Below are 20,924 nucleotides of genomic sequence, written 5' to 3' on the forward strand. Positions count from 1 at the left end.
ACGCGAGCGCGCAGCAACAGCGCAGAATCGGGAGGCCGACGATGACGACCCATCGGAGGCAACTGTTCTCATACGTCGCAAATCGCTGACTCTTGAAAGTACTGTGACAGACACAGAGGGAGCGGATCCGCTACTCTCGCGGGACTCCGTACCGCAATAGGGCCAGCGAGAGCGCGGCCCCGACGATTGGGAACACGGCCAAGCCGAGGAAGGTTCTCTCCACGCCGCCAGCGGAGAGGAGGTAGCCGGCAATCACCGCCCCACCCGCGCCGATGCCGAAACTCCCCAGATAGGTGTATCCGTACGAGAGCCCCCGGTCACCGGGTGGGCTGTACTCGGCGATGGTCGCCTGGTACAACGGCTGGAGGGCGAACAGGAGGAACCCGAGCAGTGCGCTCACGACCAGCAGCGGCACGACGCCGGTTTCAGCAGCCGGAACGAACGCGATTGCGACGATGGTCAATGACCCGATCACGACCGCGAGACCGATCTCCGTCCGGACACGGTCGGTCAGCTTGCCGCCAACGTACTGGCCAGCGATCCCTACCATCAGCAGTCCGGCGTAGAGGTAGGAGGCGGGATCGAACTCCTCGGCCATCGGGCTCTCCGGGTCGAACAGTTGCAGCTGGTCGACGACGTTCGGGAGGAAGCTGCTCAGGACGTCGGGCAGAAACGTGAGCATCCCTCGATAGAAGAGGCCGTTCATCATCACCAGAAAAAAGGCGATGGTGAACCCCACGGTAAACAGCGACCGACTGTCGGCGACGAACTGCCGCCACGTCATCCCGTGGGTGTCGGACGCCGGGGTGCCACCGTCCGCCTGCGCCTGGGCGGCGGCGGTCTCGTCGAACTCGACCGACAGCGCGTAGAGCACCGCGACAGCCGCCGGCGCGATTAGGAGCGCGGTCACGAGCCGCCACTCGAAAAACAACAGCAGCACCGCCGTCAGGAGCGGCCCGAGGGCGATCCCCAGATTGCCCGCCATGCCGTGGTAGGCAAAGCCGGTCCCGCGCTCCTCAACGCCCTTGCTGATCAGCGACAGCCCGGCAGGGTGGTATACGCTCGCGGCGAGCCCCCAGATACACAGCGCTACCATAATCATGAGGACGTTTGGGGCGATGCTTAACACCAGGAAGGACGCGCCCATTCCCACAAGACACGCGGTCACGAGTTCCTGCGAGCCGAAGCGGTCGACGAGGATCCCCCCTGGCAGGGCCCCGACGCCGAACAGCCCGTAACCGACCGCGACGACGACCCCCAAGAGAGCGGTACTCACCGAGAACTCGGAGAGCCAAAGCACCATCAAGATCGGGATCGAGAGTTCGTACGTATGGACGATCGCGTGGGAGACCATCACGAACCCAATGATTGATCTATCATTGCTATTCATCCGTCCACATCCTCCAACGATTCATACATACACTGACAGATATTGCCCTCCGCCGGGAGCGGCGCACCGACGACGACTGCTAGTCCCGACGTCTCGAGTGCGAGTCGATCGAGTGCGTCACGGGCGGTGCGAGCGACGGCGCTGTTCGTCGATGCGGTCCGGTCGATCCGGTAGCCGCTCAGGAACAGTTCGGGGAAGACCAGCAGGTCAACCCTGTCCGCTCGGGTCCGCTCGATCTCGTCTCGAGCCCGCCCGGTGTTTCGCGCGACGTCTCCCAGAACCGAATCGCTCTGGACGACTCGAACGGTAATTTCGCTCACGGTCGAGTACTCCCTCCGTGGCCTCGAGAGCGAAAGAACATCGTGGCTCGCTACTCTTCGTAGGTCGCGATCCGTTCGACGTGAGTGAGCGTTACGGCGAGCAACACGATGGTAACGGCGACGATGATGAAGACGACGCTGATGACGTTCACTTCGGGCGTCGCGTGCTGTCGGAGTTCGTCCCAGAGATACGTCGGCAGCGTGTTCGTCACCGTGTCCTTCACGAAGTAGGTGTAGACGAACTCGTTGAACGAGATCGTAAAGGCGAGGAGTCCGCCGGCGACGATACCCGGGAAGATGTTTGGGAGCGTGATCCGGACGAACGTCTGTAACTCATCCGCACCGAGGTCCTTCGACGCCTCCTCGAGGCGGTAATCGAACGCGACGAACGTCGGGAGGATGATGAGCGTCGCGAACGGAAGGATCCGGATGACGTGTGCGATGACGACCGACCAGTAGCCCGACGGGAAGTTGACGATTCCCAGGAAGATCGCGAGCGCCACACCGACGACCACTAGCGGCACGACGATGGGCAGGGTAGCGAGCAACTGCAGCGTGTTGTTTCCGACGAAATCGTAGCGATCGACGGAGTAAGATATCAACAGCGCGAGGACGACCGCGATCGGCGTCGCCACGAGGCTCACTTTCAGCGAGGTCAACACCGAGGAGATCGCCTGATCGTTGTTGAGGAACACGACGTACCAGTCGGTCGTGAAACTCTGTGGTGGGAACGTCAACACTTCGTGTTTGGCGAACGACATGATCACGAGGACGAAGATCGGCGTCCACAGGAACACGATCGCGAACAGGATCGTCGCGTACCCGAACCTGCGGCCGTGCATGTGAACGACCCGCTCGAGGCGGCCGAATGCGGATCCGAGAAGGCTCATGCGTTCTCACCCCGGTCGAGCACGTTGCCGCCACTGGCCACGCTGACCACCAGCGCGGCGATGACGAGTATCGTGACGATCACGCTGATCGCGGCACCGAACGGCCAGTTGAACGCCTGGGTGAACTGCTGTTCGATCACCATCCCGATCATGACGTTTCCGGTGCCGCCCAGCAGCGTCGGGGTGATGAACGCGCCGAAAACGGGGATGGCAACCAGGATGACGCCGACCATGATGCCGCTTTTGGTCATCGGTAACGTCACGGTGACGAACGTCTTGATCGGCCCCGCCCCGAGGTCCTTGGCGGCGTCGATGAGATCGGTGTTCATCCCGCTGAGCGAGGCGTAGAACGGGAGCGTCGCGAGCGGGAGATAGACGTAGACGAAGCCGATGATAACGGCTTCGTGACTGTACAACAGCCCGATGGGTTCGTTGATGAGTCCCGTCGTCAGTAACACGGTGTCGAGCAGTCCGTTCGACTGGAGGATGTTGATCCACGCGTACATGCGGATGATGTAGTTGGTCCAGAACGGCAGGATGACGAGCAACAACAGGAGCGTCGCCCGCTTGGAGAAGCGAACGATACTGTACGCGAGCGCGTAGCCGAGCGCAACGGCGACGACCGTCGTCTGGACCGTGATGACGGTCGTTCGCCAGAGCACGGTCATATAGGTGTCCGAACTGACGAAGCGCATGTAGTTCTCGAGGGTCGTCGGCGCCGGCGGCATCCCGTCGAGAAACGACAGCCAGACCATGACTATGAGTGGTGCGACGAAGAAGACGAACAGGACGCCGAACGGAATCCCGATCAGGACGAACTTCTTGAGCCGGGGGTGGTTCCTGAAGAAGGTAACGACCTCTCTGAGGTTGTCTTGGACGCGGTCGAACGTAACGCTCGAAACGGTCTTCGAACTCATGCGCTCTCTTTCTCCGCCGGGAACACCTGTGCATCTGCGTGTGACCACGTAACGTAGACGTCGTCGTCGACCGAGAACTGGTCGTCCGACCCCTGAATGACGAACGTTCCCAGTGACGTACTGATGCGATACGAGACGTTCTCACCCTGGTAAATGCGGTTTTCGACCGTTCCTGTGAGGGTGTGGGGCTCCGAGGGGGGGTCCCCGTGAAGCTCGAGCTGGTGTGGACGGATACAGAGGTCGATCGTCGATCCGTTGGCCCCGGTGATGTCGGCGAGTTCGCCGACGAGGGTGGCGTCGTCGACGCGAACGGTTTGCTCGTCGAGACGCAACGCCGCGTCGGTTTCGTTGACGTGTTCGACCGATGCCGGGATCACGTTGACGTCCCCGATGAAGTCCGCGACGAACTTGCTACTCGGTTCGACGTAGAGCTCCTCGGCAGTGCCGACCTGCTCGATCTGTCCCTCGTTGAGGAGAACGAGCTTGTCGGAGACGGCCATCGCGACCTCCTGGTCGTGGGTCACGTACAGAAACGAGATGCCGGTCTCTCGCTGAATCCGCTGGAGTTCGACCTGCATGTGTTGGCGGAGTTTCCGGTCGAGCGAGGCGAGCGGTTCGTCGAACAGGACGAGTTCCGGCTCGTTGACGATCGCCCGGGCCAGCGCGACGCGCTGTTGCTCGCCACCCGACAGCTCGTCCGGTTTCCGGTCTTCGTACCCCGACAGGTGAACGACGTCGAGCATCTCCGTGACCCGCTGTTCTCGTTTCTCTTTGGGGACGCCGCTTTGTTTGAGGCCGTACTCGATGTTTCCTGCCACGGTGAGGTGGGGGAACAGCGCCAGTCCCTGGAACATCATGTTGACGTTCCGCTCGAACGGTGGCTGTCCGACCATGTCCTCGCCGTTGAGCAGGATTTCTCCCGACGTGGGAGATTCGAAGCCGGCGACCATCCGCAGAATCGTGGATTTGCCCGATCCACTCGGTCCGAGAATCGAGACGAACTCGCCGTTGTCGACATCGAACGAGACGTCGTTGACGGCCAGTACGGAGCCAAAGTCTTTCGTGAGGTTGTTAATTTCGAGTAAAGACATGTATGTGTTCGTTCAATCGCGTTGTTATGCACTCTTGACTTCGGTCCAGATCTCGTCGAACGTTTCCAGAACGTCGTCGTCGAGCGGCCGTTCGAAGTAGAGTCGATCGTCCCACTCCTCCGGCCACATGTGGAACTCGATCCGTTCTTCGGTGAGGGTGCCGTCCTCCAACTCCGGTTCGTACAGCGCCATGAGATCGTCGTCGTCGACCGGCGGACGGTAGCCGAGTTCGGTCAGCATGTGTTTGATATTTTCCGGCCGGGAGACCCAGTCGATGAACAGCAGCGCCGCTCGCGGGTTGGGGGCATTCGACGGCAGCACGAAGTCGTTCATCCCGTAGAGGGTGCCCTCCTCGGGCACCGTGTAGTCGACGGGTGCCTCGTCGTCGTACTTGGCGATGTACGTCTGCCCGTCGAGCAGGGGGCCGACGACGACGTCCTCGTTGAGGAACATCCCGCGGGCGTGGTTGAACTCGGACCAGTACGTGACGTTCAGATCGCGCTGCTGTATCAACACTTCTCGGATCTCGTCCATGTCGTCCGGATCGAACGGATCCTGGCCCGTGTACAGCGCTGCGATCTGACACGCGTAGTAGGATCGGTCCCACATGAACATCTCGTCGGCGAACTCGTCGTCCCAGAGGACGCCCCACGACTCCGGCGGACTGTCAAAGACTTCCGTGTTGTACGTCAGCGACGGGTTGATACTGAGCGCCTGTGGCAGCGCGTACACGTCACCGTCCGTCGTGTGATACTCGTCTAAGATCTCCTTCAGCGAGTCGGGAACCTCCTCCCAGGCGGGCATCATATCGACAGGGAGCGGCTCCAGGTACTCGTTGTTCATCGCGCGGTCGGTCCAGTCGATGCCCGAGCCGATGCTGTCGATCTCCCCGTTCCCACCCTCGAGCTGGGAGTACCACTCCGACGGATCCGAGTAGGCGCCGGTGTTTACCTCGAGGTCGTACTCGTCGGCGAACGTCTCGGCCGCCCAATCGCGGAAGTCGAAGTACCAGTTCCAGACGTTGAGTGAGTCCTCGTAGTCCTCGGGAGGCCACTCCTCGAGATCCATCGGCCGGAAACCGTCGTCCGAACCCCCGCCACCCATACACCCCGCAAGTGCAGCCGCAGCGACCGCACCGGTTCCCTTCAAAACCGAGCGGCGTCTACGATTCATGTTATCTTGAACCATACAGGTCTCTGGTATCGCGCCCCATATATAATAGTTTGGTATACATCCAGATTTTTGGCCAGTATTTTGAATGCAGATGTCATATATTCTTTATTGCTAGATTGTATTCGGCCCGCCCGCCAGTTTTACAATATCGGTTCGCCTCTACTCACGGGATGGATGCCGATCGATCTAGACGGGCGGTCGTCGATCACATCGCGAACAGTCGCGACGAACTGGTCGACCTGTTGTGCGAACTCGTCGCACAGCCCTCCGTGGCGGGCGACGAACGAGCCGTACAGGAGACTATCGCAGCGAAACTAGACGCGCTCGGACTCGAGCCGGACGTCTGGGAACCCGACGACGAGGCTCTCCGTGATCACCCGGGCTTTTTCGAGACGACCTCCTACCAGCGACAGGGGTACGAGGGCCGGCCGAACGTCGCCGCGCGCATCGACGGTGGCGACGGTCGGTCGCTCGGACTCAGCGGCCACGTCGACGTCGTGCCGGTCGAGGCGGAGTCGTGGACAACCGATCCCTGGGAGCCGACGGTGATCGACGGACGCGTGTACGGTCGCGGAACGATGGACATGAAAGGCGGCATCGCCGCCGCCCTCACGGCGGTCCGGGCGCTCGTCGAACGGGACGTCTCCCTTGGCGGCGACCTCCTCTTGCAGACGACGATCGAGGAGGAAGAGGGGGGCTGCGGCGGCGTTCTCTCCGCGCTCGAGCGGGGGTATCGACCGGACGCGGCGATCATCCCCGAACCCTACGGCGTGCCGAACGTCGGGATCGCCAGCGCCGGCGTCCTGTACTTCCGGCTCACGGTTCACGGGAAGGCCTCACACGCCGCGCGCGGCTACGAGGGCGTTAACGCGTTCGAGAAGGCGACGAAACTTTCCGGAGCGCTCGCGGAACTCGATCGAGAACGGAAAGCGCGCATCTCGTACCCGCCGGCCGCACGGAGCGATCCCGCCGCCGAAGGGAGCGTCACGAACCTGAACGTCGGCATCGTCCGCTCCGGCGACTGGGTCTCGACGGTCCCCTCCAGGGCCGTCCTCGAGTGTCGCATCGGCTGGCCGCCGGGGGAGAGCCGCGACGACGTTCGACGGCAGGTTCGGGAGGCCGTCGACGGCGTCGTCGAAAACGACGAGTGGCTCGCGGAACACCCGCCGGGCCTCGAGTGGTTCGGGTGGAGCGCCGAGCCACACGAAGTGCCGAGAGACGCCGAGATCCTGTCGATAGCGAAACGCCGCGCCGAGGAAGTAACTGGCGACACGACCGAGTACGTCGGCGGACTCGCCGGGATGGACGAGCGATTTTACAACAACTACTACGACATCCCCTGCGTCACGGTCGGGCCCTCCGGAGAGAACGGACACGGCGCGGACGAGTCCGTCGAGATCGAATCGCTGGTTGAAACCGCCCAGACCATCGCGCTGTCGGCGATGGACTGGTGCGGAATCGACGAGTAGCGCCTGCGCCGTCTCACTCGTCGCGGACGCGAACGTCGAGCACCGACGGGCCGGACTGCTCGAGTGTGCGCTCGAGTGCGGGGCCCAGAGCGTTGGGATCGTCGACGCGTTCGGCGTGGGCACCGTGGCTTTTGGCGTTCGCGACGAAGTCGATCGGCGGATCGAAGTCCATCCCGTCGTACTCGTGGTCTTCCGCGTCGCCGCCGAACAGGCGGGTCGCGTTCTGTTTCAGTACCCGGTAGTTCCGGTTGTTAGGGATGACAATCGTGAGGTCGAGGTCGTACCGAACCGCGGTGTAGATCGCCTGCGGGTAGTACAGGTACGAGCCGTCTCCGACGACGCCGACGACCGGACGCGAATCCGATGCCATCGTCATCGCGACCGCCGACCCGACCGTGGCGGGCGTGCCGTAGCCGAGTCCGCCGCTCTTGTTCGAGATCATCCCCTCGGATTCGAAGTTCCACTCGTTGCGGATGTAACGCGCCGTCGTGATAGCCTCGTTGACGAGATAGGCGTTCGGAGCGACCCGCTGTAGCTCCGCGATCAGTTCGCGTTTCGAGAGGACGTCGGCGTTGACGGACTCCTGGCCGCCGTCCTCGCGCTCGAGGCGGCGCTCTATTGTGGCGATCGCCCGCTCTCGTCTGGCCGCCGTCTCCGAGCCGAGTTCGTCCTCGACCGCCTCGGCGACAGCGTCCATCGTCTGCCCGACGTCGCCGAGCACCGCGACGTCCGCCGGGTGGTTCTTCCCCAGTTGCCAGGCGTCGTCGCTGAGATGGAGGAGGGTCGCATCCGGATCGATCAGCGGCTGGTCCGGTTTAAGGTCGGGAATGTGCGTCGAACAGCCGACGAACGCGAGCGCGTCACCGTCCATCCACTCGGCGTACGATTCTGTCGAAGGGGCGACGGTGCCGACCCACTGGTCGTGGTCCGTCGGGAAGTTGACCTCGCCCATGAGGATCTCCCCGTGAACGCGCGCACCGCACGCCTCGGCTAGTCGAACCGCGGCGTCGATCGCGTTGGTTCCGGCGCGGGCGACGCCGTCGCCGACGACCAACACCGGATCCTCCGCGTCGATCAGGCGGTCAGCCGCGCTGGCGATCTGTCCGGCGTCACCGCCGCCGGCGTTCGGAATCGCGCCCAGCTGTTCGGGCTCGGCGGTCGTCTCGGCGGTCATCACGTCGACCGGCAGACCGAGGAAGACGGGACCGGTTGGCGGCGTGAGCGCGATCCGAAACGCGCGCCGCAACATCGCCGGCAGCGCGTCGACGTGTTTCACTTCGGCGCTCCACTTGGTGAACTGCCGAGCCATCCGCTCTATGTCCCCGTGCAGGATCGGCTCCGTGTGTTGATGATCGGTCGAATGATTGCCGGCGGTGACGACAAGGGGAACGCCGGCGAACATCGCCCCCTGGATGTTCGCCAGTCCGTGTGCGAGCCCCGGTGCGACGTGGAGGTTGACGACGCCGACGGGACAGGTGTCCGGCGGCCGGTAGCTGTCGTGGCGGAGCGTGCCCGCGTAGCCGGCGGCCGCTCCGACCGCGACGTCCTCGTGAAGCCCGAGGACATAATCGAGTTGACTCCCACTGAGTGCGTTCATGACGGGCAACTCCGTCGTCCCCGGATTCCCGAATACGTGCTCTACACCGTACTCGAGAAGCGTCTCTACGAACAGATCCGCGCCGGTACGTGCCGCTCTCTCGGACATACCGTCACCCTACTGAAAGCGACCCAATAAGCATTTGGGATGTTGATTTCAGTTCAGAAAAAGACGCTCTCGTTGTCTTCAGTTTGAAGAGTGGCGTCGGTCGGCCGGATTACGACTCCTCGAGCGGCCAGTACGTCTCGTGGTGGGAAACGGCCGCGTCGATCCACCTCGGGAGGTGGCCAGACGATTCGTCGACCCACGCGAACGGGTCGTCAACACCGTATTCGGGGAGTTCGACCGCCGACCCGGTCGCGCCCTCGAGGACGCCGAGCGTGGCGAACGGGAGGTGGCTGATCTGATAGCCGCCCTCCTGGACGATCGCGAGCCGACCGTCGCTCGCCTTGGCCGCGAGCGTCTGCGCCCGACGCCCCAACTCCCGGAATCCGCCGCGGGTCACGACGTTTCGGCCCAGCGGATCCGCCGTCCCGGGATCTTGTCCCGCACTCACCAGCACCAGATCCGGATCGTACGCTGTCACGACGGGTTTGACGAGGCGGTCGAAGACGTCCGCGTACCCCCGATCGCCGATGCCCAGCGGCGTCGGGACGTTGACGGTGTACCCCTCGCCCGCGCCGGTTCCGGTCTCCTCGAGCGAGCCCTCCTGGGGGTGGTACTGCGGGTCCCACGCGCCATGGTCGTGGTGGACGCTGACGTAGAGCACGTCGTCCCGGTCGTAAAAACACTCCTGCGTGCCGTTCCCGTGATGGACGTCCCAGTCGACGATGGCCACGCGCTCCGCTCCCGCTTCCAGCGCTGCCTCCGCGGCGATGGCGGCGTTGTTGAAAAAGCAGAATCCGTCGGGCTGGCCGGGCTGTGCGTGGTGCCCGCTCGGTCGGGCGAGAGCGTAGGGAACCGCCTCGTCGTCGCTCAGCGCGGCCTCCGCGGCGGCGATAGCGGTCCCGGCGGCGTACCGCGCCGCGTCGTACGTCGCCTCGTTCGCCCCGGTCGTCGTTCCGTCGATCCGGCCGCCGCCGTCCGCGCTGAACTCCCGGAGCCAGTCGACGTACGATCCGTCGTGTACACGGAGAAGCGCCTCTCGACTGGCGGGCGACGCGGATTCGAACTGCGCCCGATCGCCGAACCCCGACTCGAGCATCGCTTTGATGTTTTCCACGCGGGCCGGCTGATCCGGATGCGGTTCGTCAACCGCCAGGAAGGGCGCACTCGGGAGTTTGAACGACCCTGCCGGCGGCTCGTGTGCGATGGTCTTCCGGTGCCAGTAGACCGTCAGCGGCATCGTCTCCGCGCTCCCGTCGGCCGGTCTTGTGTCAGTCATCGGCTTCCTGATAATTGACGATCGTGTGCGCGATCGTCGTCGCGGTCTCGAGCAGCGAGTCGACGGTCGTGTGTTCGTCGGCACCGTGGAGGTTGTGGCCGACCGGGCCGACCGACACCGCGTCGACGTCGTAGTACCGCACGAAGAACCGCTCGTCGAGGCCAGCGTTGCCGCCGACGAACTGCCCGGCGGCTCCCGTCACCGCCTCGGCGTTCGACTTCGCGACCCGTACAATCTTCGAGTCCGTCGCTGTTTCGTGGGGCGCGGCCTGCCAGCCGAACCACTCGATGGTCGGCGGATTCGCCGCGAGCCACTCGTCGTCCTCGGCGACGGCCGCGATGGTCTCATCGATCTGCGTTCGGACCTCGGCGCGACTCTCGCCCGGCGGCCAGCCGACCCGCCCCTGCAGGACCGCCTCGCTCGGGACGGTCGAGGGCCAGTCGCCCGCCTCGATCGTCCCCAAGTTGAGGTTCGTGACGTTACCCTCGAGTTTCGGATCGGCAGCGTGAGCGGGCGGATACTCGATCCGCTCTTTCCGCTCGGCGTCGAGCTCCTCGAGCGCTGCGTACAGTTTCGCCGCCTTCCCGATCGCATTGACGCCCTCGTGACCCCACGCCGCGTGGACGCTCTTGCCGGGGACCTCGATTCGAAAGTACATCACGCCGGCGCTGGCCACGCCGATGTTCGGCACGTCGAACGGTTCGGCGATGACCGCGGCGTCCGGGACGTACCCCCGCTCGAGCGCGGAGAGCGCCCCGCCGACGCCGCCGTCCTCCTCCTCGATCGTGCTCTGGAAGAGGAGGTCGCCGCCGAGTTCGACTCCCTCCTCGAGAAGCGCCTCGATCGCGATCAGCACGGCTGCGAGTCCGCCTTTCATGTCCGCGACGCCGCGGCCGTACAGCGTGTCGTCCTCCCTCGTCATCGACCAGGGGTCGCGGTCCCACTCGGATTCGGTCACGTCGACGACGTCGATGTGGCCGCCGACCGTGAGGGTCGGCCCGTCGCCACCCTCGATGCGCGCGGCGACGTTCGGCCGGCCCTCGTAGCCGACGTCCGCGAACGAGGAGGTCTCGAAAAAGCCATCGTGGCCGCGGAGAGCCTCGTCGTCGGGTTCCCAGACGTCCGGCTCGAGCCCGAGGGTCTCGAGTGCGTCAACGATGACCTCCTGACCCGGCCCCTCGTTCCCGGTGACGGTTTTCGTCTCGACGAGCGCCGAGACGAGTTCGAGCAGTCGCTCCTCTCGCCGTTCGATCGCTTCCGTCAAGGCTGCCTTCATGCTTGACGCCACCCGATCGGTCGGTCGTGTGGATGCGGTTCGACGCTGCCAGCGCCGTTCGGATCGATACGGATCGGACGTGTCGTCGCTGTCGATATCATGAGCGTGTCGGGTTCTGAGAGAGCCGCGTGACGTGGCGTACGGGTTCGGTGACGCCGTTCTCGCCGGCCTACGGCTCGTCCTATCCGATGGGCTCATTCGAGCGAGAGATTAAATAGCTTCCCGTGACCGCAGACTATTTTAGACAAACTCCGGAAATAGATGACATGGTTAGTTCGGATTCAATATCTTCTGGAAGAGTTGTACAGTACCGAAACACTTAGCAACCGCTCTGCGGTATTCCGTCGCATGATATCTATCGACGAGGGTCGGTTTCGCGAGACGTTCGAACGATACGCCGACATCGGGCGGACCGAGAACGGGGGGATCCATCGTCTCGCGCTGACGGAAACCGACGGGCGCGTCCGCGATCAGTTCGTGAGCGACCTCGAGGCGCTCGGTCTCGATGTCAGGATCGACGAAGTCGGTAACATCTTCGGCCGCCGCGAGGGAACGGAGCCGGACGCAGCGCCGGTGGTCGTCGGCTCGCACCTGGATTCCCAGCCCTACGGCGGGCGATTCGATGGCCAACTCGGCGTCCTGACCGCCCTCGAGACCGTGCGAACGTTCGTCGACGAGGGAGTCGACCACCGTCGCCCGATCGAGGTCGTAAACTGGACGAACGAGGAGGGGTCGCGGTTCAAACCGGCGCTGATGGGTAGCGGGACGTTCACCGGCGAGTTCGATGTCGACGAGACGCTCGAGCGGACGGACGACGACGGGACGAGCGTCGAGGAAGCGCTCGAGGAGATCGGCTACCGGGGCGAGGTGCCGTGTCGACCCGGCGAGGACGTCCACTCCTACCTCGAACTACACGTCGAACAGGGACCGGTCCTCGAAGAACGCGATGTCGCCGTCGGCGTCGTCGAGGGCATCCTCGGGATGGTGTGGCTCGACGCGACGATCCGCGGCGAGGCCGATCACGCCGGCCCGTCACCGATGCACACGAGACAGGACGCGCTCGTCGCCGCAACCGACGTGGTCCAGGCCGTGCGGCGGCTGTCGAACCGGATAGCCGACGACGTCGTCACGACCGTCGGCGAACTGGACGTCTCGCCGAACTCGATCAACGTTATCCCCTCGACGGTCTCGTTTACCGTCGACGCCCGAAGCTACGACGACGACGTGGTCGCCGAACTCGCCGAGCGAATCGAACGGGAGATCGACCAGGCCTGTCGACGCGAGGGGACGACGTACGACCTCGAGGAGATCTGGCGGATCCCCCACACCGAGTTCTCGCCGACCGTTCGGGATACCGCGTTCGAGGCGGCGTCGGCGACCGACACCTCGACCCGGGAGATGGTCGGCGGCGCGGGCCACGACGCCTCTTATCTCAACGACATCACCGACGCCGGACTGCTGTTCGTCCCGAGCGTCGACGGGAAGACCCACAACGAAGCCGAGTACACCGAGTGGAGCGACGCCGTCGCGGGGGCGACTGTGTTCGCCGAAACGACCAGGAGACTCGCGCGATGACCGACCTCAAGTACCGGTCTCGGGTTGGCCGAATCAGTTCCGATCCCCACGGAACGATCAGAGATATGCCCTTTCCATCCAAATGACCGCCGACATCGACGAGCGAGACGTCGAAATCCTGCTCGCGATCGCCGAAGAGAAGACCCGGAGTACCGAAACGATCCACGAGGTCACCGGAATTCCGAAGTCGACGGTCCACTACCGGATCAAATCCCTCGAGGAAGCGGACGTAATCACGAACGACCTGCTCGAACTGGACCTGGCGAAGATCGGGCTCGAACTGACGGTCATCTCGGAGGTCTGGGCCGAGTTCGACGAAGGCTACCACGACGAGGTCGGACGGAAACTGAGCGACATCGAGGGCGTCAACCAGGTCTTTTTTACGATGGGGGATACGGATTTCGTCGCCATCGCGCGGCTCTCTTCACGGGACACGGTCGTCGACCTCGTCGAGAAGTACGAAACCATCGACGAAATTCAGCGAACAAGTTCGAAGTTCGTCATCACGACGATCAAAGAACACAGCGGCATCGGCCTCCTGAGCAACTACGAGGAAGCGACGTTGCTCGAGGCACACGACCTGGACGAGGACGCGTCGAGCGAGTGACGCCGGTCACGGCTGGCGAGTCTGGACGGGGTGGGGTGACATCCTCCCCGCCGTGAACGGCGGGGCTTCCCACAACAGTGGGATTCCGGCTGTGCCGTAGGTTTCAGTCCTGGTAAGCCGCGAGCGTCATCTGCGAGGATTTCTCGCTCGTCTCGCGGTGGACTGTGGCGCTGTCACTGGCGCTCCCATTCCGTGGCGAGTCATCGCGTTCCGGTTCCCAAGGAACGCTCTCTCCCCACGGATCTACGCGACCGGCGATGTTCGCCGCCGCGTTGATATCTGCTTGGAACTCCGTTACGTGGCAGTCGTCGTTGGTACACTTGAACTCCGCTTGCGACCCACGAGATCCGATGTGACCGCAGGCGTGGCACGTTTGGGATGTGTAGCGCGGGTTCACGCACTCGACCGGAATGCCGGCCTCGGTGGCCTTGTCTTCGATACGGCCCTGAAGCCGTGCGAAGGCCCACGCGTGGAGCCGTCGGTTCATGTACTTGCCGTAGTCCAAGTTCTCACGGATGTACGACAGGTCCTCGAGTACGATCACCGGATCCTCAAAGGACTTGGCGTACTCGACGGCTTCTCGAGACGCCTTCTCGACGATATCCGTGAGTAAATTCTGGTAGTGGTCGAAACGTTCGTCGATCCGCCACTCGGCGGCATCCCGTTCTTGCAGGCGCTGGAGTGTCGTGAACATCTCCTTGCGGAGGTGTCGCGCCCGACTGCCGCTTTCGAGCATCGGCTTCGTCGGCGTGTTGCGCTTGAGGGCACAGCCCGTAATCAACGCGGATTCGCCGATATCGAACCCGATGAACGTCTCGTCACCATCCCTCTCGGATTCTTCGACCGAGTACGTGACGGTGACGTGTAACACCCAATTACTCCGGTTCTGCTGAAGTCGGATCTGCCCGGCCTTGGCATCCTCGTTGAGGAGGTCATGCCAGAGGTCTTCTTGTTCCGGATTGATCCGAAGCGGAATCCAGAAGTTCGTTCCACGGCCGGGTTGCGGGACGTTCCAACAAATCTCGTGGTGACGAGATTCCTCACGATCGAACTTCGCAGCTTGGTTCGTAAGGCGGAGCGGGTGTTCGTCGTCCAACTTGCGGGCGTTGTACGTCGTTCGAAGCTTCTTAACGTAGCTACACAGCGCAGCCTTCGCCTGATACGGAAGATCGTATGGAGTAACGATATTGCTGACTCCACCAAGCGTATCCGCACCAGAGTCGAATGCCTCGTGCAACGCCTCGCAGTAGGTGGAGAGGAGACGCTGGAGGCGAACCTCTTTGCCCTGTGTCGGTGGAGCAAATGTCGCCTCGAGTGTCTTCGCCTCCTCAACCATGTGTATTTATACACACCCGCCACACTTATACATTTTAGGGTTGTATCGTAGCGTGATGGAACGCAAGCAGATAACGATCCGAGAGGATCAGGTCGAATGGATCGACGAGAACCACATCAACCTATCCAGCCTCGTGAGAGGCTGTATCGACGAACGGATGGAATCCGACTCAGCCGATTAACGGCAACTACGTAGTCGAGTGACGCGATTCACGCCCGCCCTAAAGGGCAGGATTCTCTCGCTGTTTGAAGATAGGACGATCTGCGTCAGTCGCGCGGTTCGGTGACGACAGCCTCAGACGACATCTTCTGCCTCGAGCGCATCTATTTCGTCCGCCCGATAGCCGAGTTCGGCGAGCACGTCCGCCGTGTGCTCGCCCAGCTCCGGCGGGTGGCGACGGATTTCGGTTGCCGACCTCGAGAAGTGCATCGGACTTCCCGCCATCTCGATCGGGCCGACCGTCGGGTGGTCGACGGTCTCGCGCATCCCGCGGGCCTCGGTCTGTGGATGCTCGAACACGGCCTCCATGTCGTGAACCGCGCGAGCGGGAACACCTGCTGCGTCGAGCAGGTCGACGATCTCGTCCGTCTCGTACGACGACAGCTCTGCCGCGAGTTCGGCCTCGAGCGTATCGCGGTGGTCGACCCGATCTGCGTTCTCGGCAAACCGGTCGTCCGCGAGGAGATCCGAACGCTCGAGCGCCTCACAGAGGCGTCGCCACAGTTTCTCCGAGGCGGCGGCGACGACGACGTGGCCGTCCCGCGTGGGAAACGCCTGGTAGGGAACGATTGTGGGGTGTCTGCTCCCCATCTGTTCGGGCGACTCGCCCGTCGCGAAGTAGTTGCTGGCCATGTAGGACATCCAGGCGACCTGACCGTCGAAGAGGCTGACGTCGATCTTTTGGCCGCCGTCGTCGCCGAACTCGCGCCGAAAGAGCGCCGCGAGGATCGCCTGCGTGGCGTACATCCCCGCACCGATGTCGGCGACTGCGACGCCGACCCGGACCGGCGACCCGTCGGCCTCGCCGGTGATGCTCATCAGCCCGCCCTCGGCCTGCATGATGAGGTCGTAAGCCGGCTTCTCGGCGTAGGGGCCCCACTCGCCGTACCCCGACAGCGAACAGTAGACGAGGTCGGGATTAGTCGTTCCGAGGGCGTCGTAGCCCAGTCCCCACTCCTCAAGCGTGCCGACCCGGAAGTTCTCCACGAAGACGTCGGCGTCTTCGGCCAGCAACCGCAGGATTTCTCGGCCGCGTTCGCGTTTGAGGTTGAGCGTCATCGACCGCTTGTTTCGGTTGACGCTCGCGTAGTAGGCGCTCACGCCGTTGTCGCCCTCGCCGAACTGCGGCGGGTGCCACCCTCGGGTCTGGTCGCCGCTGCCCGGTCGCTCGACCTTGATCACGTCCGCCCCAAGATCCGCCAGCTGCATCGTACAGAACGGGCCGACGAGGACCTGCGAGGCGTCGACCACGGTGACGCCCTCGAGCGGGCCGGTCTCGGCGTCGGGGTCGCGTGCTTCTCCGACCATGTGTTATCGTGTTTCGTGCCCGCTCATTACTTGTAGGCCGGAATACCGATCAGTTCCTCGCCGAGGACGAGCGTGTGGATGTCGTGGGTTCCCTCGTAGGTGTAAACGGTCTCCATGTTCGCCATGTGACGCATCGGCGAGTAGTCGGTGGTGATGCCGTTGCCGCCGAGCACCTCGCGGGCGACCTTCGACTGCTCGCGGGCCATCCGGACGTTGTTTCGTTTGGCCATCGAGACGTGCTGGGGTCGCATCTCGCCCCGCTCCTTGAGTTCGGCGAGCCGATAGGCTAGCAGCTGTGCGAGCGTGATCTGGGTCGCCATCTCCGCGAGTTTGCGCTGTTGAAGCTGAAACCGGCCGATCGGCCCGCCGAACTGCTCGCGATCCGTGGCGTACTGCCGTGCTTCCTCGAAGCAGTCCCGCGCGGCGCCGACGGCTCCCCAGGCGATGCCGTATCGTGCTTGAGTGAGACACGACAGCGGCCCCTTCATCCCCGAAACGCCTGGCAGGACGTTCTCCTCAGGAACCGAGACGTCGTTGAGGCCAATCTCGCCGGTGATCGACGCGCGCAAGGAGAGTTTCTCGGTGATCTTGTTTGTCGAAACCCCGTCGCGGTCGGTCTCGACCAAGAATCCGCGAACCGGATTCTTGTCGGTCGAGTGATCGCGGGCCCAGACGACGGCGACGTCCGCGATCGGCGAATTCGTGATCCAGGTCTTCGAGCCGTTGAGCACGTAGCCCTCGTCGGTACGTTCGGCGTCGGTCTCCATCCCAGAGGGGTTCGAGCCGTGCTCGGGTTCCGTGAGTCCGAAACAGCCCACCGCCTCACCTTCGCCGAGTTTCGGCAGCCACTCCTCTTTCTGTTTCTCGCTCCCGTAGGCGTGGATCGGGTACATCACGAGCGCCCCCTGGACGGAGGCCATCGAGCGAAGCCCCGAGTCACCCGCTTCGAGTTCCTGCATCAGCAGTCCGTAGGCAGTCTCCGAGACGTTCGGCGAACCGTACCCCTCAAGATTGGGCGCGTAAAACCCGAGATCGCCCATCTCCGAGATTAATTCCTCGGGGAACGTCCCGCTCTCGAAGTGCTCCCCGATGTCGGGTTTGACACGGTCCTCGACGAACTCTCGGGCCGTATCCCGGATCAATTGCTCCTCCTGCTCTAAATCCGCCTCGAGACCCACGAAATCGAGCGTCATTGCCCCTCGTTGACCGCCGCACGGATCGCGTCACAGATGATATCCATCCCGACGGCCGCCTGGCGGTCGGTGAGCACGAGCGGGGGAATCAGGCGGAGCACGTTGCCGTGCCGGCCCGCACTCCAGACGAGAACGCCGTTCTCGTAGCACCGTCGCTGGACGTCGAGGACGAGTTCTTTGGCCGGCCCGTCCTCGTCGGCGAACTCGACGCCGACGAACAGTCCCTTGCCGCGGACGTCGACGATCTCCGGAACGTCATCGGCGACCTCCTGGAACCGATCGCGGATCTCGTCGCCGAGTCGTCGGGCGTTCGCGAGGAGGTCGTGTTCCTCGATGTACTCGATCGCACGGAGGCCGCCGACCATCGCCGGCACGTTGCCGCGGAAGGTGCCGACGTGACCGCCCGGCCCCCACGTGTCCAGTTCCTCACGGAACAGCATCGCCCCGATCGGCAACCCGGTGCCGCCGAGCGCTTTCGCCATCGTGATCGCGTCGGGCGTCACGTCGAAGTGATCGCTGGCGAACCACTCGCCGGTTCGCCCGAGCCCGGTCTGGATCTCGTCGGCGATCAGGAGCGCGTCGTTGTCGTCGGCGATGTCGCGAAGGCCGCAGAGGAAGTCCTTCGGTGGGACAACGACGCCACCCTCGCCCTGGATCGGCTCGACCCAGATACCAGCCGGCGACTGGTGGCCACCGTAGGGGTTCTCGAACTTCCGCTTGACCGCGTCGAGCGCCCGCTCGCTGTCGACGCCGAGCGACGGCGACGGGAACGGAACGTGGACGGCGTCGGCGAGCAACGGCCCGTACCCCTCCTTGTACTTCTTGCCGGCGGTGAGGCTGAGCGCACCGGCCGTGGTCCCGTGGTACGACCCCTCGAAAGCGAGGGTGCCGTGGCGGCCGGTGTTGTGTTTCGCGAGCTTGATCGAACCCTCGATGGCGTCGCTCCCGCTCGGCCCGCCGAAGATCACCGTACTGTTTCCGCTGAGGTCGCCGGGGGCAATCTCGTCGAGTTTCTCGATGAGGTCGAGCCGGGCCTCAGTGGGGAAATCGATAGTGTGCGTGTAGCGCTCGAGTTGCTCCTGGACGCCCTCGAGCACGTACGGATTCGAGTGGCCGACGTTCAACACGCCGATTCCCGCGAAGAAGTCGAGGAACGTGTTGCCGTCGACATCGCGGACGGTCGCACCTTTCGCCTCGTCAAGCGCGATAGGGATGCGCTTCGGATAGGCGACGGCGTTACTGTCGACGTCTCGCTGGCGCTCGAGCAGGACTTCGGAGTTGGGGCCCGGAACGTCGTCGACGTCCGGCTCCTCGGAAAAGTGTAGCTCGTCGGTCGTGAGACTGATTGCCATGCCGTACGATTTGCAGCATCGCACATATATGTTGTTATACGTCTCAATTAACGACCTCAAGTTGGATTCAGTCCAAAATATCTGGCCGCACTTTCGACGACGGTTACGAACCAGTACGGTGCCGTTCCGGTCAACACTCGAAAGCGAAAAATTGCCTCGAGGAGACGGTGATCGGGACCGGAAAGCGGGTTACGCTCCGAATTCTTCGACCGACACCCAGAGGTAAACGTGATACTCGGTGTCGTCAATCAATGGCTCCTCTGAGGTCTCACCGTCGGGGAACAGCAACCAGACGAGACGAATGTCATTATGAGAAGTATATGTTCTGTTCGATAGGTTTATGTTTAATCAATTAGAACTATCTACGGTAACGAATGGTCCCTCAGTTCAAGTCACGACGGTCCCTTCTTCGCGTTGCAACCGTCGTCCTCGGCAGTGGTGTCGGGATCGGAACCGCCGGTGCAGACCGGACGCTCGAGGGCGACACCCTCGCTGAGTACCCGACCAGCTTCTCGGCGACACTCACGAGTGACGCCGTTGCCCACCCGGTCGAGAGTGATGCTAGCGGCGCCATCACGCTCGAACTCGACCCGGATACACGGACGGTCGAGTATACAGTCGAGATTGCACACCTGTGTCAGGTAACGCAAGTCCGCCTTCACTGTGGAGCCGAGACCGACGACGGGCCCGCCGTTGTCTGGCTCTACCCTGAATCGGGGCCCGGGATCCGACCCACGGAGGGACGGGTTGACGGAACGCTCGCCGAGGGCACACTCACTGTCGCCGACTTCGATGGCCCGTTTCGGGACGAGCCGCTGGAGGCCGTCGTGCAGACGCTGGCCAGTGAAGCGGCCTACGTGACCGTCCACACCACGGAACACCCCGACGGAGCGCTTCGAGGCCGGGTCGCGCCCGACGACGCTCCAGGCGGGGACGCGGCGAGCGACAAGTGAGGGCCCCCGGGGTCGGCCCGGAACGTCCTTGCGACGGGATTCTCTCGCTGTTTGAAGATAGGACGCCGTCGAACGGGCGCGATGCCGCTCCGAGCTATCGGCGACACGTACTGGGGCAGCTCGCGGTCGGTGCAGTCGTAGGGGAGGATCGGTGGACCGCTGATTGAGTGGTGCCTCGGCGGGCCAGCCCCGGCCCTCGCCAGTGGACGCGAGCTCGGGTTCGATCCCAGTGCGTCGCTGGCAATCTCAGCAACGCGAGTCACGGCACTCGTCGCTTGCGCCCCTGGATTGGAGAGGCGAGCGGCCCCGCGGTGTGCTTGAGGACTCTACCACCGCTCGAGACAGTCGTCGACGTGCATATTCGACTGCTCTTGGCGGCCGTGCCTGAGAATCGTCATCATTGCCAGCCCTCGAAGACGTCGAGGCCGACGCCGAGATTCCGTATCTGTCGTCGAATCAATCGCGCTCGTTGCTGCGGAAGCCGATCGGACGTTCGAGACCGGTGACTCGCGGCTAGCTGCCGTCACCCCACAACCGGCGTCTCACGCGCAGGTGTCACTCCTCGGTATCGCCACCGCACGTGCGACAGAGGTTCGATTGCCACGGCACTGTTTTCTTGATCTCCCGCTCCTCGCCACAGTGTGGACAGTATGCGTGTATGTTTTCTTGCTCCATTGGTCCCCCACTAGCGAGACATCTCCCGAACAACTCATATATGTTGCGAGAAAATCTCCCATTTGCCCACATTCTCCGGGAAAATCCAATCATTTTGGAAGCATATTTAGATTTGAATATTAGTTAAATTTCCTTAATGTAGTGACTATCGAAAGGTACCGGTCTCCCAGCTTGAGGCACCTCACCGGACCGTTGACGG

Annotated in this window: 18 protein-coding genes; 5 read left to right on the forward strand and 13 right to left on the reverse strand. The window is 63.3% G+C overall.

Going from position 1 to position 20,924, the window contains the following annotated elements; all coding sequences use genetic code 11:
• Window positions 1–130: 130 nt before the first annotated feature.
• From NED97_RS12420 to NED97_RS12445, 6 genes are read right to left on the reverse strand one after another with little or no spacing between them, the layout of a single operon-like run.
• Window positions 131–1,390: an MFS transporter gene (locus NED97_RS12420; protein ID WP_252487350.1), complete on the reverse strand. Its 1,260-nt coding sequence runs from the start codon at window positions 1,388–1,390 to the stop codon at window positions 131–133.
• The gene (locus NED97_RS12425) at window positions 1,387–1,710 is read right to left on the reverse strand and encodes a nitrilase-related carbon-nitrogen hydrolase (protein WP_252487351.1); all 324 of its coding nucleotides are present in this window, start codon (window positions 1,708–1,710) and stop codon (window positions 1,387–1,389) included. The genes NED97_RS12420 and NED97_RS12425 overlap by 4 nt, the downstream gene beginning before the upstream one ends.
• Window positions 1,711–1,760: 50 nt before the next feature.
• Window positions 1,761–2,600 (reverse strand): ABC transporter permease, encoded by an 840-nt coding sequence (locus NED97_RS12430; protein ID WP_252487352.1) that lies wholly within the window; start codon window positions 2,598–2,600, stop codon window positions 1,761–1,763.
• Complete coding sequence (locus NED97_RS12435; RefSeq protein WP_252487353.1) at window positions 2,597–3,517, reverse strand: ABC transporter permease; 921 nt, start codon at window positions 3,515–3,517, stop codon at window positions 2,597–2,599. The genes NED97_RS12430 and NED97_RS12435 overlap by 4 nt, the downstream gene beginning before the upstream one ends.
• The gene (locus NED97_RS12440) at window positions 3,514–4,608 is read right to left on the reverse strand and encodes an ABC transporter ATP-binding protein (RefSeq protein WP_252487354.1); all 1,095 of its coding nucleotides are present in this window, start codon (window positions 4,606–4,608) and stop codon (window positions 3,514–3,516) included. Before NED97_RS12440 ends, NED97_RS12435 begins: the two co-directional genes overlap by 4 nt.
• Window positions 4,609–4,632: 24 nt before the next feature.
• Window positions 4,633–5,796 (reverse strand): ABC transporter substrate-binding protein, encoded by a 1,164-nt coding sequence (locus NED97_RS12445; protein ID WP_252487355.1) that lies wholly within the window; start codon window positions 5,794–5,796, stop codon window positions 4,633–4,635.
• Between the two features lie 155 nt (window positions 5,797–5,951).
• Between NED97_RS12445 and NED97_RS12450 the strand changes: the two genes are divergently transcribed.
• On the forward strand, window positions 5,952–7,250 hold the full coding sequence (locus tag NED97_RS12450) for an ArgE/DapE family deacylase (protein WP_252487356.1): 1,299 nt from the start codon (window positions 5,952–5,954) through the stop codon (window positions 7,248–7,250).
• 13 nt (window positions 7,251–7,263) lie between these two features.
• Here the strand turns inward: NED97_RS12450 and NED97_RS12455 are convergent, their stop codons facing one another.
• From NED97_RS12455 to NED97_RS12465, 3 genes are all read right to left on the reverse strand, one after another.
• On the reverse strand, window positions 7,264–8,955 hold the full coding sequence (locus NED97_RS12455) for a thiamine pyrophosphate-binding protein (protein WP_252487357.1): 1,692 nt from the start codon (window positions 8,953–8,955) through the stop codon (window positions 7,264–7,266).
• Between the two features lie 109 nt (window positions 8,956–9,064).
• Window positions 9,065–10,231 (reverse strand): arginase family protein, encoded by a 1,167-nt coding sequence (locus NED97_RS12460; RefSeq protein WP_252487358.1) that lies wholly within the window; start codon window positions 10,229–10,231, stop codon window positions 9,065–9,067.
• Window positions 10,224–11,507: an ArgE/DapE family deacylase gene (locus tag NED97_RS12465; RefSeq protein ID WP_252487359.1), complete on the reverse strand. Its 1,284-nt coding sequence runs from the start codon at window positions 11,505–11,507 to the stop codon at window positions 10,224–10,226. The genes NED97_RS12460 and NED97_RS12465 overlap by 8 nt, the downstream gene beginning before the upstream one ends.
• A 348-nt stretch (window positions 11,508–11,855) precedes the next feature.
• On the opposite strand from NED97_RS12465, the gene NED97_RS12470 reads away from it, so the two are divergent.
• Both NED97_RS12470 and NED97_RS12475 read left to right on the forward strand, forming a co-directional pair.
• Window positions 11,856–13,082, forward strand: a complete 1,227-nt coding sequence (locus NED97_RS12470; RefSeq protein ID WP_252487360.1) for a Zn-dependent hydrolase — start codon at window positions 11,856–11,858, stop codon at window positions 13,080–13,082.
• Window positions 13,083–13,164: 82 nt separating this feature from the next.
• The gene (locus tag NED97_RS12475; protein WP_252487361.1) at window positions 13,165–13,689 is read left to right on the forward strand and encodes an Lrp/AsnC family transcriptional regulator; all 525 of its coding nucleotides are present in this window, start codon (window positions 13,165–13,167) and stop codon (window positions 13,687–13,689) included.
• 103 nt (window positions 13,690–13,792) lie between these two features.
• On the opposite strand, the gene NED97_RS12480 is transcribed toward NED97_RS12475, so the two are convergent.
• Window positions 13,793–15,025 (reverse strand): transposase, encoded by a 1,233-nt coding sequence (locus NED97_RS12480; RefSeq protein WP_252487362.1) that lies wholly within the window; start codon window positions 15,023–15,025, stop codon window positions 13,793–13,795.
• 55 nt (window positions 15,026–15,080) lie between these two features.
• On the opposite strand from NED97_RS12480, the gene NED97_RS23130 reads away from it, so the two are divergent.
• Window positions 15,081–15,206, forward strand: a complete 126-nt coding sequence (locus tag NED97_RS23130; RefSeq protein WP_256493267.1) for a hypothetical protein — start codon at window positions 15,081–15,083, stop codon at window positions 15,204–15,206.
• Window positions 15,207–15,319: 113 nt separating this feature from the next.
• On the opposite strand, the gene NED97_RS12485 is transcribed toward NED97_RS23130, so the two are convergent.
• From NED97_RS12485 to NED97_RS12495, 3 genes are read right to left on the reverse strand one after another with little or no spacing between them, the layout of a single operon-like run.
• A complete protein-coding gene (locus NED97_RS12485) occupies window positions 15,320–16,552 on the reverse strand; it encodes a CaiB/BaiF CoA transferase family protein (protein ID WP_252487363.1) in 1,233 nt (410 codons plus the stop codon).
• Between the two features lie 26 nt (window positions 16,553–16,578).
• On the reverse strand, window positions 16,579–17,745 hold the full coding sequence (locus NED97_RS12490; RefSeq protein WP_252487364.1) for an acyl-CoA dehydrogenase family protein: 1,167 nt from the start codon (window positions 17,743–17,745) through the stop codon (window positions 16,579–16,581).
• A complete protein-coding gene (locus tag NED97_RS12495; RefSeq protein WP_252487365.1) occupies window positions 17,742–19,097 on the reverse strand; it encodes an aspartate aminotransferase family protein in 1,356 nt (451 codons plus the stop codon). Before NED97_RS12495 ends, NED97_RS12490 begins: the two co-directional genes overlap by 4 nt.
• A 374-nt stretch (window positions 19,098–19,471) precedes the next feature.
• Here NED97_RS12495 and NED97_RS12500 point away from each other — a divergent pair, with 374 nt between their 5' ends.
• Entirely contained in the window at window positions 19,472–20,050 is a 579-nt protein-coding gene (locus NED97_RS12500) for a CHRD domain-containing protein (protein ID WP_252487366.1), read from the forward strand.
• Window positions 20,051–20,924 lie beyond the last annotated feature (874 nt).

It is taken from the genome of Natronococcus sp. CG52, from assembly GCF_023913515.1.
GTDB classification, from domain to species: Archaea; Halobacteriota; Halobacteria; order Halobacteriales; family Natrialbaceae; genus Natronococcus; species Natronococcus zhouii.